Genomic DNA, 13,092 nt, shown 5'->3' on the forward strand with positions numbered 1-13,092 from the left:
CCGTCTCCCCACCCCGGAAGGACACCCCCCCATGAACACCGCCGCCCCGCCCGCCGCCCCGCCCGCCGTCGTGGCCGAGGGCCTGGCCTTCGGCTACGCGTCCGGCGGTGGTCTGACCCGTGCGGATCTCACGCTCGGCGCGGGCACGATGGCCGCCGTCGAGGGCCCGTCCGGTTCGGGCAAGAGCACGCTGCTCGCCCTCCTCGGGCTGATCCTTTCGCCGGCCGCGGGCTCGCTGCACATCACCGGGACGGACACCGGGGCCCTGTCCACGGCCGGCCGGGATCTGCTGCGGCGGCGGTCGATCGGCATCGTCCTGCAGGATCTGGGACTGCTGCCGTTCCTGAACGCCTGGGAGAACGTGGCCGCCGCCCTCGGCCCCCGGCTCGCCCGGCACCGTACGCAGGCCCGGGCGCTCCTCGGCGATCTGGACATGGCGGATCTGGCCGACTCTCGGGTCACCGAACTCTCCGGCGGGCAGCGGCAGCGCATCGCCGTCGCGCGGGCGGCCGTGAAGCGGCCGGCGCTCGTCCTGGCCGACGAGCCGACCTCGGGTCTCGACCCGAGGACCGCGGACTCGGTGATGGCCGCGCTGCGTTCGTGTGCGGAGAGGGGCGCGGCCGTCCTGCTCGTCACGCACGACGCGGCGGTCGCCGGGAGCTGCGACCGGCGGCATGTGCTCGACGGGGGAGTGCTGTCGGCCGCCGGCCTGCGGGACGCCCGGGAGGGGAGCCTCGGATGAGCCGCTGGAGTCTGTACACCTGGACGCGGGAAGCTCGTTCGCTGCGCAGGGCGCTGCCGGCACTCACCGTGCTGGCCGCGCTGCTGACCACGTCCGCGGGGGTGGCCGCCGGCGCCGCCGAAGCCGTCGAGCGGGACGTGCTCGGCTCGGGCGGGCTCACCCAGATCGAACTGTCCTCGTTCGAGGGCGACACCTCGGTCCGCCCGCTCACCACCTCGGCTCTGCGGGACGCCGCGTCCGTGCCGGGCGTACGGCAGGTCGTCGCCGACTACCCGTCCGTGCTGTACGCCGCGGAGGAGGGGACGTACGACCTGGCCGGTCACACCCTGACGCCGGGGGACGACCTGCCCGTCGTGCAGGGGCGGAACCCGGCGGCCTCCGGTGGGCTCGGGCGGGACGAGGTCGCTCTGCCGGCCCGCGCGCAGGGGACCGACTTCGCGCCGCTCCTCGGCCGTACCGTCGCGTTCGGGTACACCCGGGCGACGGGTGCGGCGTCCGGTACGACCGAGGTCATCAGGCTGCGGGTCACGGCCCTCTACGACCCCGCCTGGCAGGCCGACGGTCCCGATGTCGCCTACCTCGCGCAGCACACGGCCGCGCTGCTGGCCGCGGCGCGCGCCGGACAGACGCCGGAGACCTTCCGTGCGAAGGAGGGGGCGCAGTCCGCCGTCGTACGGGTCGGGCATCAGAGGCAGGTGGCTGCCGTGACCAAGTCCCTCCAGGCGGACGGGTTCTCGGCGTCACCCGTGTCCGACCGAGTGCGTGACCTGCCCGGTCTGTTCGGGGTGGCCGATCTCGCGATGCGGGCCGGGGTGCTGGTGCTGGCGGTCGGTGCCGTCGGGCTCGGGGCGGTACGCGCGGGGGACAGTGCACGGGCCCGGCTCGGGCAGTTCGCCGTCCTGCGGATTCTCGGGTCGGGGCGCTCGGAGCTCCGCAGGATCCTGCTCGGCGAGGCCGTCCTCACGGGTGGGGCGGCCGGTGGGGTGGGCGTCCTCGTCGGTACGGGTGTGTCCGTGGCTCTGGCCGGCCCGCTCAGCGACCTCCTCGGCCTGCCCATCTCCCGCGCGGACGCCCTGCCCGGACCGGCCTGGGCCGCCGCCGCGCTGGTGCTTCCCGCCGTGGGCCTGGCCGCCGGCACCCTCCTCGGCAGCCGCGACGTCCTGCGCCGCGACCCCTACCTCACGGCGCGGGCCCACGGCTGAGGGCGCGGGTAGCCGCTCCTCCTCCCTTCCTTCCACCCATGTCCACACGACGGTCCCTCCCCGGGAGACAGCCGGCGGGGGACAGTGGGACCACGGGGGCCGAGGGGAGTGCGGTGGGCGAGGAGAGGAACGGCTCGTGATCGAGGCGGAGTTGAAGGCCCGGGTCCGCGCGCCGGAGGCGGTCGCACGGATGCTCGACGAGTGGGGTGAGGGCAGGTCCGAGACGTACCAGGACACGTACTACGACCTGCCCGACGGCAGCCTGCGCGCCCGGGACGAGGAACTGCGGCTGCGGTTCCTGGCCGACCACGGCACGGGGGACCGGCGGACCCTCCTCACCTTCAAGGCGGCGGCCGTGGACGAGGCGTCCGGTTCGAAACCCGTTGTACGAGACGCGGGTCGGGGACTCACAGGTCGCGCACGCCATCCTGCGGCACCTCGGCTATGTGCCGGCGATCGTGTTCGAGAAGCGCTGCCGCAGCCACTCCTTCGAGGCGTACGGCCGGCGGATGCTCGCCACGCTGGTACGGGTCCCCGAGCTGGACGGCACGTTCCTGGAGGTCGAGAGCCTGGTGCAGGGGGAGGACGAGGTCGCCGGGGCCCTCGACGACATCCGCGCGGTGCTCCGCGATCTGGGCATCGCGCCGGAGGACCTCACTCGCGAGCCGTACACGGACGCGGTGGCGGCGGTCCGTGGTGCTCGGCCCCGGGCGAGCGGGTGAGTGGGTGCCGCACAAACACCTGGGGCCGGAATCCTTGATCGGATTCCGGCCCCAGGTTTTCAGTAGCGGGGACAGGATTTGAACCTGCGACCTCTGGGTTATGAGCCCAGCGAGCTACCGAGCTGCTCCACCCCGCGTCGTTGAAACCAGTGTACGCCATCTGCGGGACCGCGAGCACACGGGTTGATTCGGGGGAGGGCGAAGGCGCCGAGAGGGCTGGGAGGGGGGCGTTCGGTCGGTCTCAGCCGGCCAGGTGGTTGTTGGGTGCCTGTGCCCGCGCCTCGAAGTCCGCGAGCAGGACGACCACCGCCCCCTCCGCCGCCAGCACCGCGTTCCCGGCTGCCGCGTCCTCGACGAACGTGTCCGGCTCCCGCCAGGCCGTGACGACCCGCCGGATGCCCGCGTCGAGGACCAGCCGGGCGCAGGGCGCGGGGCGGGAGGCGCGGCGGGCGCACGGTTCCAGGCTGCTGTAGACCGTGGCGGAGGCGAGGCGCGGGTCGGCCGGGTCGATCTTGGCGAGGGCGGCCTCCTCCGCGTGGACCACGGGGTCGCCGCCCTCGCGGGAGTGGCCGCGGGCCAGCTCCGTACCGTCCTCGGCGACCACGACGGCCCCCACACTGAACGCGGTCCGCGAGGGCGGGCACGCGGCGGCCAGTTCGCAGGCCAGGTCCAGCCAGTGGCGGTCGGCGGGGGAGACGGCCCGTCCGGCGCCGGGGACGGTGGGGGCGTACCGGATGAGGACGATGTCGCCGACCGGCCGGGTCTCCAGCAGCCGGAGCCGGCTCCTCGGCCCCCCGGGGTACGCGCCCGTCCCGAAGAGTCGCGGCGCGTCCGCCTCGCCCACGAACACCGGTGCCACGGCCAGCTGCACCTCGTCCGCGAGCCCCTGCCGGAGCAGCTGGGTGTGCACGAGCCCGCCGCCCTCCACCATGAGGCGCCTGACGTCGCGTACGTCCGCGAGGTGGTCGAGGACGGCCGTCCACTCCAGCTCGGGGCCGACGGGCACCACGGCCACACCGTCCGGTCCCGTCGGCAGGTCCAGCCCGCGCAGCCGCTCGGCGCCCTTGTCCGTCGTGTACACGACCTTCTGGCCGCCGGTGTGCCAGAACCGCGCGGCCGGGTCGAGATCACCGGAAGCGCTGACCGTGACCTTGAGCGGGTACTCGGGGAGCCCGGCGGCGACGCGGGCCGCGCGGCGCTCGGGGGAGTTGACCAGCAGGCGGGGGTTGTCGGTGCGCAGGGTGCCGGCGCCGATCAGGATGGCGTCGACGGACGCGCGCACCTCGTCGACCCGGTCGAAGTCGGCCGGGCTCGACAGCAGCAGCCGCTCGGGTCCGGTGTCGTCCAGGAAGCCGTCGAGGGAGACGGCGGCGGACAACAGGACGTAGGGCTGGGGCATGGACGGCGCTCCCTTGGTTCAAGTTTTAAACAATAACTACACTGTACGTATGACGACCCGCTGGCTCACCCCCGACGAACAGCGTGCCTGGCGCGCCTACGTGGCCGCGAGTTCCCTCCTGGAGGACGCGCTCGACCGCCAGCTCCAGCAGGAGGCCGGCCTGCCGCACCTCTACTACTCCATGCTGTCCGCCCTCTCCGAGGCGCCGGAGCGCCGGATGCGGATGACCGAGCTGGCCGAGCGGCTCAAGATCACGCGCAGCCGGCTGACGTATGTCGTGACCAGGCTGGAGAAGGACGGCCTGGTGCGGCGCGAGGACTGTCAGTGGGACAGGCGCGGCAGCGTCGCCGTCCTCACCGACGAGGGCATGACCCTGCTGGAGCGCACCGCGCCGGGGCATGTCGAGACGGTGCGCAGGGCCGTCTTCGACCATCTCGGTCCCGAGCAGATCGGCCAGTTCGAGGAGATCTGCACGGCCATCGCGGCGGCGATCCAGGGCGGGAACCCCCGGACGGCCCCCGCCTCGGACGACCTCCCGTGGCGCCGCCGCGCATGCTCGTCGAGCCAGCAGGACGAGCCGGACCGGACGTGACGGGCGCACGGCCGTCCTGAGTCGTGACAGGCGCACGGCCGTCCTGCGTGACGGGAATGTGACGTATCCCCAAACCAGTTGCTTGAAATTTGAAGCAGGGGTTAGGGTCGCTCCGAGTGCTGTGCTTCAAAACTGAAGCACAGCGACACCCCGCACCAGGACCGGAGAACCCGCATGCCCGACATTCCCGCTGCCACCCCGCGTGCCCGCGTCCGGGTGCCGCTGCGTTTCCAGGACGGCTACGCCGTCGACGCCGAACTGGTCACCTTTCACGGCCTCGTCGACGGCCAGGAGCACCTGGCGCTCGTCCTCGGCGACCCCGCCCCCGGCACGGACCCCCTGGTCCGACTGCACTCGGAGTGCCTGACCGGCGACGTCTTCGGTTCGGCCCGCTGCGACTGCGGTCCGCAGCTGCGCGAGGCGGTGGAGCGGATCGCCGAGCGCGGTGGCGTCCTCCTCTACCTCCGCCAGGAGGGCCGGGGCATCGGCCTCTACAACAAGCTCGACGCGTACGCCCTCCAGGACCAGGGGCTCGACACGTACGAGGCGAACGCGGCACTCGGCCTGCCGGAGGACGCCCGTGACTACACCGCGGCGGCCCAGATGCTGGGTGCCCTCGGTGTCGACGCGCTGGACCTGCTCTCGAACAACCCCGACAAGGCGCGGCAGCTCCGCGACCTCGGCGTGGGCGTCCGCCACCGCGTCCCCACCGGCGTCTTCACCACCGCCCACAACGTCCGCTACCTCCGCGCGAAGGTCCTCCAGACCCAGCACACGCTCCCCCTGCCCGAGCTGACGGGACTGACGGGACTGACGGCGGGCTGAGCCCGGCTGGATTCCCTGGCCCTAGCCCACTCGGCCCCGCCGACTGGCCCCGCGTCCCGCCCCCGGAAACCCTGAGTCCGTGGGTACAGAGAACGGGTGGCGGGTGTGAGGGAGCCGGTCGGACGACGGTTCTCGTACGTCCGTACGCTCACTCGTGCCGTCCCGGCCCTGCTGATCACCGTCGGCCTCTTCTACGACCACTTCACCCCGCGTGAGTTCACGGCGATCCCCTTCTTCACCGCCGCGCCCCTGGTGGCCGCCCCGCTGTTCTCGCTGCACGGCACGGTGATCACCGGAATCGTCTCGGTCTCCGGGGTCAGCGCCGTGCGCGGCTACTACGGCGACACGAGTCAGGTGGACGCGATCACCGAGATCGCCACGGTGATCACCGTCGCCGTACTCGCCGTGCTGATCAACCGTCTCGTCCGCCGCAGCGACGCCCGGCTCGCCACCGCCCGGGAGATCGCCGAGGCGGCGCAGCGAGCCGTCCTGCCGGTGCCGCAGGAGCGGATCGGCGGGCTGGAGATCGCCGCGCGGTACGAGGCCGCGCAGGCGGGCGCGTCGATCGGGGGCGATCTGTACGCGGTGCAGGACTCGCCCCACGGCGTACGGCTGATCGTGGGCGATGTGCGCGGCAAGGGGCTGGGCGCGGTGTCGGCGGTGGCGGTGCTGATCGGCGCGTTCCGGGAGGCGGCCGAGCAGGAGTCGACGCTGGAGGCGGTCGCCCAGCGGCTGGAACGGGCGCTGGCCCGGGAGACGACCCGGCGGGAGGCGGCGCTGCGGGACGCGGCGGTGGAGTACGAGGGGTTCGTGACGGCCGTGCTGGCGGAGTTCCCGCACGGCGCCGGGCGCGCCCGGATCGTCAACCGGGGCCACCCCTCCCCGCTGCTGCTGCTCGCCGATGGCACCCTGTGCACGCTGGACACGTCGCGGCCGGCCCTCCCGCTGGGCATGGAGGACCTGGGCGCCTGGCCCGACCGCGCGGAGGAGACCGGGTTTCCGCCGGGTGCCACCCTTCTCTTCCACACCGACGGGCTGTCGGAGGCGCGGGACGCGTGCGGTGTCTTCTACGACCCGGTCGAGCGCCTGTCCGGACGGGTCTTCTCCGCTCCACGCGCCCTGGTGACGACCCTCGCGGACGAGGTGCGCCGGCACACGGGGGACAGCACGACGGACGACATGGCCCTGCTGGCGGTCCGCCGCCCGTGACATCGGGCGGATGCGGGTGCGGTGCGGGTGCATGGGCTGCGAGGGTCCGCGGGGGCCTCTCTGCCACCCAGCGTGACTGTGCGACGTTTCTCCGTAGAGATGCTGATGTCCCGTCAGAACTTTTGTTACTCCTGAGGCAAGTCAACTCGCCCGTTTTAAACCCCTCATGACCCGTAAAGTCCAGCAGGGGGGTCGGAACGATCATTCAGAACAGCTTGGATTGGAGTACTCGCGTCTATTAACGTTCGATAACGCAGCGCGGTCGTCCCAGCCGTCACAAGAGACGGCTCCGTGCTCACGCGCCGAATCCCGCAAGGGAACCGGGGAACCACCACCCTGGGGTGAATCGCACGGAGACCGTCGTGGCAGTCCGCACGACCGGTTTACGCGCGTAGGAGACCTTCCTGCTCCGAACCCGTCAGCTAACCCGGTAGGCGAGGAGGAAGGAAGGAGTACGCCCACGTGGCGTCGAACCGGTCCGCGACCGAAGCCCCGTTCGTGCCGAGCCAACGCGAAGGCGAGAGCCGGACGTTCGGCTACGGCAGCTACAACAGCGACAACGAGGGCCCCTGGCAGGAGTGGAATCCCAGCGAGGACTCCCTCCGCCCCGCTCGCGGTCGGCACCGCGTCGCCAAGAAGACCGGCGTACTCGCTCGTGGCGGCCTCGGCCGCAGCTCCACGGTTCTCGGCGTCGGTGTCATAGCCGCCGTCAGCGGCGCCGGCATGGCCAGCGCGCAGTCCGGCAAGGCCCCGGTGTCCATCTCGATGCCCGACATGCCGAACGTCGGCTCGGTCTTCGAGGACGAGGCCGAGGAGCCGGAGCCCGAGGCTTCCAGGACGCCGCTCAGCAGCGCCGGCCTGAGCGCCGCCGAGACCCAGCAGGGCGCCGCGGACGCCGGTGAGGCGCTGCGCGCCCGCATCATGGCCCAGGCCGAGTCCCAGCAGGACGCCTTCGACAAGGCCGCCGCCGAGGCCGCCCAGACCGCTGCCGCGGACAAGGCCGCCGAACTGGCCGCCAAGGAGAAGAAGGAAGCCGAGGCCAAGGAGGCCGCCGCCAAGAAGAAGGCGGCGGAGGAGGCCGCGGCGAAGAAGGAGGCCGAGCGTCTCGCCTCCCTCGCCAAGCAGTTCACGCTGCCCACCTCCTCGTACACCCTCACCTCCACCTTCGGCCAGGCCGGCCCCTACTGGTCCTCCGGCTACCACACCGGCCTCGACTTCGCCGCCCCGACCGGCACCCTGATCAAGGCCGTCCACGGCGGCACCATCACGCAGGCCGGCTACGAGGGCTCGTACGGCTACAAGACCGTCCTCACCCTCGATGACGGCACCGAGATCTGGTACGCCCACCAGTCCTCCATCGGCGTCAGCGTCGGCCAGAAGGTCGCCACCGGTGACGTCATCGGCCGCGTGGGCGCCACCGGCAACGTGACCGGCGCCCACCTCCACATGGAGGTCCACCCGGGCGGCTCCGCCAGCGGCATCGACCCGGCGGCGTGGCTGCGCAGCAAGGGCCTGACCCCGTAGAACCGGCCGTGAGAAGGAAGCAGCGACGCCGCGCGGGTCCGTGAGGACCGCGCGGCGTCCGTTTTCCCCGGGGTGGCGGCACGGCTGCCGACACGACGCTCGCGTGGGTTCATACGACGTTCACGTCGGGCCGGAATGCGGGCGTCCGCCGCGTCGGTTGACGTTGGACATGACTTCTCTTCGCAAGCTGGGCACGTCCGACATCGAGGTCTTCCCCCTCTCCCTCGGCGGCAACGTCTTCGGGTGGACGGCCGACGAGGCACAGTCCTTCGCCGTCCTCGACGCCTACGCGGCCGCCGGGGGCAACTTCGTCGACACCGCCGACTCCTACTCGGCCTGGGTGGAGGGCAACACGGGCGGCGAGTCCGAGAGGATCATCGGCAGGTGGATCAGGTCGCGGGGCAACCGGGACGACGTGGTCGTCGCGACCAAGGTGAGCCAGCACCCCGAGTACCAGGGCCTGACGGCGGCCAACATCAAGGCCGCGGCCGACGCCTCCCTCGCCCGGCTCGGTACGGACCACATCGACCTCTACTACACGCACTTCGACAAGCCCGAGGTGCCCGTGGAGGAGATCATCACCGCCCTGGACGACCTGGTGAAGGCCGGCAAGGTCCGCGCGACAGCCGCGTCCAACATCACCCCCGAGCGGCTGAAGGAGTCCCTGGACTTCGCGGACGCCGAGGGCCTGGCCCGCTACGTGGCCCTCCAGCCCCACTACAACCTGGTCTCGCGGGACACCTACGAGGGCCCGCTCCAGAGCGTCGCCGCCGACGCCGGGCTCTCCGCCGTCCCGTACTTCGCCCTCGCCAAGGGCTTCCTCACGGGCAAGTACCGCCCCGGCACGACCGTCGACAGCCCCCGGGCGGCCGGCGCCGGCGCCTACCTGGAAACCCCGGCCGGCACCCGGGTCCTCGCCGCCCTCGACGAGATCGCGGAGTCCCGCGGAGCCGCCCACGCCACTGTCGCCCTCGCCTGGCTCGCCGCCCAGCCGACGGTCGCCGCGCCGATCGCGTCCGCGCGGAACCTGGACCAGCTCCCGGACCTCCTGGCCGTCGCCGACCTCACCCTCACCCCCGAGGAACTGCGCCGCCTGACCGAGGCCTCGGCCTAGCCCGCGGCCCGGGCGACGGGCGCTAGGACCGGTACGGGTTGTACGAGGGGTACGCGGCCACCCCGTAGGCAGCCGGCTGGGGGTGGGCGGGCCCGTACCCGCCGTATCCGGCGTGCGCCCCGTACCCGTATCCGTATCCGTAGCCGTATCCATGGCCGTGCCCGGGCCCGGGCACGGCGTCCCGTCCGGCGTACCCCATCGCCGGGCGGGCCACCTCCCGCCGTCGCCACAGCTCGAACAACAGTTCCCGCTCGCGCAGGGCGAAGTCACTCCCGGCCCGCCCCCGCAGCCCCCGGTGCCGGAGGAACGCCAGCCGCGTCGCGTACGCCTCGTACTCCGCGACCGACCGGGCCCCGGCCTTCCCGAAGTGGTGCGCCGCGTACTCCCGCGCCACCCGCCGGGCCCGCATCGACCCCAGCACGTACGGCTCGGCCGGTGTCAGCCATCCCGCGGCCGCGTACGCAGGCAGCGCCTCCCGCACGGTCCGCAACTCCCGCTGCCGGGCCCAGATCACCCACCAGGTCAGCAGTCCGAACGCCGGCACCATGAACCCCGCGTAGACCGCGAAGAACCCGTACTCCCCGAACGTCGCCGACCCGTTCCACACCGAGTGCATCGCCATGGCGAGCAACAGGCCGCTCAGCGGGACGAGGACGCGCCGCCCCCGCTGCCAGTCCGCGGCGACCGCCGCCACCCCGAAGCCGATCCCCGTCAGCACGGTGAACAGCGGATGCGCGAACGGCGACATGATCACCCGTACGAAGAACGTGGCCGCGGTGACCGACGTCAGCCCGCTCCCCCCGCTGAGCTGGTCCGTCCCGAAGGCGGTGCCCAGATAGAGGATGTTCTCGGTGAACGCGAAGCCGGTCGCGGTGAACCCGGCGATCACCACCCCGTCCACGATCGAGGTGAAGTCCCGTCTCCTGAACAGGAAGACGAGCAGGACGGCCGCGGCCTTGGCGGTCTCCTCGACCACGGGCGCTATGACCGTGGCACCCAGGGTGTCGGCGTGCGAGGGATCGGCCGTGGCCGTCGCTATCCAGCGCGTCGCGAAGCTGTTGGCCACGATGGCTATCAGCGCCGCCGCACAGGCTCCCCAGGCGAACGCGAACACCAGGTTCCGCCAGGGCCCCGGCTCCACCCGGTCCAGCCACCGGAAGGCGGTCATGAGCAGCGGCACGGGCAGCAGGGCCAGCCCCAGTCCGACGAGGAACCCCTCGGTGCCGGTCTGTTCGCGGACGAGCGCGAGGATGACGAAGCCGGAGAGGCCGAGCAGCGCGGTCAGCGCGCCGTATCTGATGCCCTTCCGCTGCCACCAGCGCGTGGGCCTGAACGCGTACCCGTCGGCGGAGCCGGGGGGATGCGTCGGGTAGGGGGGACTGGTGGCCATTGCATTGACCCTAACGAGGGAGGGGCCCGCCCGCGACGGCGCATGGGGGCGGCCCGCCGGACCGCGCGCGCCGCCGGCTTCCGTCCGAACGACGGCCTTCAGACGCCTGTGGGGGGGTGTTCGGGTTGTCCGGACTGCCGTGTCCGCTGTCGCTCCTGCTGGTCTTCACGCTGCTGTACGCGGCGGAAGAGCAGATCGTTCACCACATGACCCTTGTCCAGTCCCTGCCCCTCGAAACGGGTCAGCGGCCGGAAGTCGGGACGTGGCGCGAAGCCGCCGTCGGCCCGGGTGTTCTCGAAGTCGGGGTGCGCGCTCAGCACGTCCAGCATCTGCTCGGCGTACGGCTCCCAGTCCGTCGCACAGTGCACGATCGCCCCCGGCGCCAGCCGTGACGCGACGAGGGTGAGGAACTCCGGCTGGATCAGCCGTCGCTTGTGGTGGCGCTTCTTCGGCCAGGGGTCGGGGAAGTACACCCGGAGCCCGTGCAGCGAGGCGGGCGGGAGCATCTCCCGCAGGAGAATGATCGCGTCGCCGTTCGCGACCCGGACGTTCGTCAGGCCGTACTGGTCCGCGAGGTTCAGCAGGTTTCCCTGGCCCGGTGTGTGCACGTCCACGGCGAGCACGTTGGTGTCCGGATCGGCGGCGGCCATCCGCGCGGTCGCCTCGCCCATCCCGAACCCGATCTCCAGCACGACCGGCTTCTCGTCGCCGAACAGCTCGACGAGATCCAGCGCCCGCCCGTCGATGTCGAGCCCCCACTTGGGCCACAGCCGCTGCAGGGCGTCCGCCTGCCCGGCCGTCACCCGACTCCGGCGTGGCTGGAAACTCCTGATCCGCCGCTCGAAGTGCGACCCGGCGGGATCCGGCTTGGGCCCGTCGGGAAAACGCGGCTCACCCTTGACCCGGGTGGGTCGAAGGGAGGCACCGGGGGTGCGGGGCTCGGGGGCATCGGCGGAGTCAGACACAGTGCCCCGATTTTACGTCTCCTCCGGGCCCACGCCCCCGCGGCACCCTCCGGTGGTCCCGCGCCGGCCCGGCGCCACCGCCCGGAAGCGTGCGACCACCACCCCGTCACGCCTCGGCCAGCGCCGCCAGTGCCCTTCTGCCGACCTCCCGCCCGATCGGCAGGGACGCGGTCGCCGCGGGCGAGGGCGCGTTCAGCACGTGCACCGCACGCGCTCCCTCCCGGATCATGAAGTCGTCCACCAGCGTCCCGTCGCGGAGCACGGCCTGAGCGCGCACGCCTGCGGGCGCGGGCACGAGATCCCCCTCCGAGACCGCCGGCAGCAACCGCCGCACCGCCGCCGTGAACGCCCTCTTCGACACCGACCGGCGAAGCTCCCCCGCGCCGTACCGCCAGTGCCGCCGGGCTATCCGCCAGGACCCGGGCCACGCCAGCGTGGCCCCCAGCTCACGCGGCCGTACGGTCCCCCAGGCGTACCCTTCGCGGGCCAGCGCGGGCACCGCGTTGGGCCCGACGTGGACGCCGCCGTCGATCCCGCGGGTCAGGTGCACCCCGAGGAACGGGAACGCCGGGTCGGGCACCGGATACACGAGTCCACGGACCAGCTCGGGCCGCGCCAGCTCGTAGTACTCGCCCCGGAACGGCACGATCCGCATCCCGGGGTCGTCCCCGGTCAGCCGGGCCACCTCGTCGCAGTGCAGCCCGGCGCAGTTCACCAGCACCCGGCCGCGGACGACGCCGCCGCCCCGGATCCGGACGGCGACCCCCAGCGAGGCCCGCCGGTCGATGCGCTCGACCTCGGCGCCGTAGCGGATCTCGGCGCCGGACGCCCGCGCGAACTGCCGGGCGACCCCGACGTAGTCGCAGATCCCGGTGGTGCCGACGTGTATGGCCGCGAGCCCGCGCACCTCCGGCTCGTACTCGGCGATCTGGGCGGCGCCCAGCTCCCGCACCGGAATCCCGTTCTCCCGCCCGCGCTGGACCAGGGCGTGCAGCCGGGGCAGCTCCGACTTCTCGGTGGCCACGATCAGCTTGCCGGTGACGGCGTGCTCGATGCCGTACTCGGCGCAGAACTTGACCATCTCGGCGGCGCCCCTGACGGCGTACCGCGCCTTCAGCGAGTCCGGCCGGTAGTAGATCCCGCTGTGGATGACGCCGCTGTTCCGCCCGGTCTGGTGCCGGGCCGGGCCCGGCTCCTTCTCCAGCACGGTGACCTGCGTGCCCGGCGCGGCCCGTGTGATCGCATACGCCGTCGACAACCCGACGATCCCGCCGCCGACCACGAGCACATCGCAGTCGTACGCGCCCTGCCTCCGCACGCGCCCCACCTCCCGACTCCGATAGTGCACTGCACCACTGACAATGCCCTCAAACCCGGAAGCCGTCCCCATGGCGCTGGTCACGTTCTC

At 72.6% G+C, this 13,092-nt stretch carries 11 protein-coding genes, 1 tRNA gene, 1 pseudogene and 1 riboswitch; of the genes and pseudogenes, 8 read left to right on the forward strand and 5 right to left on the reverse strand.

The features are described from left to right. Window positions 1-31: 31 nt before the first annotated feature. The 3 genes and pseudogenes from ACFU5F_RS26395 to ACFU5F_RS26405 all read left to right on the forward strand — a co-directional run bounded on the left by ACFU5F_RS26395 (window position 32) and on the right by ACFU5F_RS26405 (window position 2,666). Window positions 32-742, forward strand: a complete 711-nt coding sequence (locus tag ACFU5F_RS26395) for an ABC transporter ATP-binding protein (protein ID WP_383891961.1) — start codon at window positions 32-34, stop codon at window positions 740-742. Next, on the forward strand, window positions 739-1,944 hold the full coding sequence (locus ACFU5F_RS26400) for an FtsX-like permease family protein (protein WP_383891964.1): 1,206 nt from the start codon (window positions 739-741) through the stop codon (window positions 1,942-1,944). The genes ACFU5F_RS26395 and ACFU5F_RS26400 overlap by 4 nt, the downstream gene beginning before the upstream one ends. A 136-nt stretch (window positions 1,945-2,080) precedes the next feature. Beyond that, a pseudogene (locus ACFU5F_RS26405) lies at window positions 2,081-2,666 on the forward strand (class IV adenylate cyclase). A 63-nt stretch (window positions 2,667-2,729) separates the two neighbouring features. On the opposite strand, the gene ACFU5F_RS26410 reads toward ACFU5F_RS26405, so the two are convergent. Both ACFU5F_RS26410 and ACFU5F_RS26415 read right to left on the reverse strand, forming a co-directional pair. Then, window positions 2,730-2,803, reverse strand: a tRNA-Met gene (locus ACFU5F_RS26410). Window positions 2,804-2,907: 104 nt separating this feature from the next. Beyond that, window positions 2,908-4,065: a dihydrofolate reductase family protein gene (locus ACFU5F_RS26415; RefSeq protein WP_383891967.1), complete on the reverse strand. Its 1,158-nt coding sequence runs from the start codon at window positions 4,063-4,065 to the stop codon at window positions 2,908-2,910. A 49-nt stretch (window positions 4,066-4,114) separates the two neighbouring features. Here ACFU5F_RS26415 and ACFU5F_RS26420 point away from each other — a divergent pair, with 49 nt between their 5' ends. The 5 genes from ACFU5F_RS26420 to ACFU5F_RS26440 all read left to right on the forward strand — a co-directional run bounded on the left by ACFU5F_RS26420 (window position 4,115) and on the right by ACFU5F_RS26440 (window position 9,329). Next, complete coding sequence (locus tag ACFU5F_RS26420; protein WP_383891970.1) at window positions 4,115-4,657, forward strand: MarR family winged helix-turn-helix transcriptional regulator; 543 nt, start codon at window positions 4,115-4,117, stop codon at window positions 4,655-4,657. 174 nt (window positions 4,658-4,831) lie between these two features. Then, complete coding sequence (gene ribA / locus ACFU5F_RS26425) at window positions 4,832-5,482, forward strand: GTP cyclohydrolase II (RefSeq protein ID WP_383891973.1); 651 nt, start codon at window positions 4,832-4,834, stop codon at window positions 5,480-5,482. 96 nt (window positions 5,483-5,578) lie between these two features. Beyond that, window positions 5,579-6,691, forward strand: a complete 1,113-nt coding sequence (locus tag ACFU5F_RS26430; protein ID WP_383891976.1) for a PP2C family protein-serine/threonine phosphatase — start codon at window positions 5,579-5,581, stop codon at window positions 6,689-6,691. A gap of 290 nt (window positions 6,692-6,981) precedes the next feature. Beyond that, window positions 6,982-7,143, forward strand: a riboswitch (cyclic di-AMP (ydaO/yuaA leader). A gap of 10 nt (window positions 7,144-7,153) precedes the next feature. Continuing rightward, the gene (locus ACFU5F_RS26435; protein ID WP_383891979.1) at window positions 7,154-8,215 is read left to right on the forward strand and encodes a M23 family metallopeptidase; all 1,062 of its coding nucleotides are present in this window, start codon (window positions 7,154-7,156) and stop codon (window positions 8,213-8,215) included. 169 nt (window positions 8,216-8,384) lie between these two features. Then, entirely contained in the window at window positions 8,385-9,329 is a 945-nt protein-coding gene (locus ACFU5F_RS26440) for an aldo/keto reductase (RefSeq protein ID WP_383891982.1), read from the forward strand. A gap of 22 nt (window positions 9,330-9,351) precedes the next feature. On the opposite strand, the gene ACFU5F_RS26445 is transcribed toward ACFU5F_RS26440, so the two are convergent. From ACFU5F_RS26445 to lhgO, 3 genes are all read right to left on the reverse strand, one after another. Beyond that, entirely contained in the window at window positions 9,352-10,719 is a 1,368-nt protein-coding gene (locus tag ACFU5F_RS26445; protein ID WP_383891985.1) for a PrsW family intramembrane metalloprotease, read from the reverse strand. 98 nt (window positions 10,720-10,817) lie between these two features. Next, window positions 10,818-11,684: a tRNA (guanosine(46)-N7)-methyltransferase TrmB gene (gene trmB, locus ACFU5F_RS26450; protein ID WP_383891987.1), complete on the reverse strand. Its 867-nt coding sequence runs from the start codon at window positions 11,682-11,684 to the stop codon at window positions 10,818-10,820. Between the two features lie 106 nt (window positions 11,685-11,790). Continuing rightward, complete coding sequence (gene lhgO, locus ACFU5F_RS26455; RefSeq protein ID WP_383891990.1) at window positions 11,791-13,002, reverse strand: L-2-hydroxyglutarate oxidase; 1,212 nt, start codon at window positions 13,000-13,002, stop codon at window positions 11,791-11,793. Window positions 13,003-13,092: the final 90 nt, after the last annotated feature.

Origin of the sequence: Streptomyces sp. NPDC057438 (genome assembly GCF_042802995.1) — a bacterium.
GTDB lineage: Bacteria > Actinomycetota > Actinomycetes > Streptomycetales > Streptomycetaceae > Streptomyces.

Excerpts from the sequence above, each read along its gene's own strand:
- ACFU5F_RS26445 (WP_383891985.1), bottom strand. The coding sequence starts at position 10,719 with ATGGCCACCAGTCCCCCCTACCCGACGCATCCCCCCGGCTCCGCCGAC.
- ribA (WP_383891973.1), top strand. The coding sequence starts at position 4,832 with ATGCCCGACATTCCCGCTGCCACCCCGCGTGCCCGCGTCCGGGTGCCG.
- ACFU5F_RS26400 (WP_383891964.1), top strand. The coding sequence starts at position 739 with ATGAGCCGCTGGAGTCTGTACACCTGGACGCGGGAAGCTCGTTCGCTG.
- ACFU5F_RS26420 (WP_383891970.1), top strand. The coding sequence starts at position 4,115 with ATGACGACCCGCTGGCTCACCCCCGACGAACAGCGTGCCTGGCGCGCC.
- ACFU5F_RS26395 (WP_383891961.1), top strand. The coding sequence starts at position 32 with ATGAACACCGCCGCCCCGCCCGCCGCCCCGCCCGCCGTCGTGGCCGAG.
- ACFU5F_RS26415 (WP_383891967.1), bottom strand. The coding sequence starts at position 4,065 with ATGCCCCAGCCCTACGTCCTGTTGTCCGCCGCCGTCTCCCTCGACGGC.
- ACFU5F_RS26440 (WP_383891982.1), top strand. The coding sequence starts at position 8,385 with ATGACTTCTCTTCGCAAGCTGGGCACGTCCGACATCGAGGTCTTCCCC.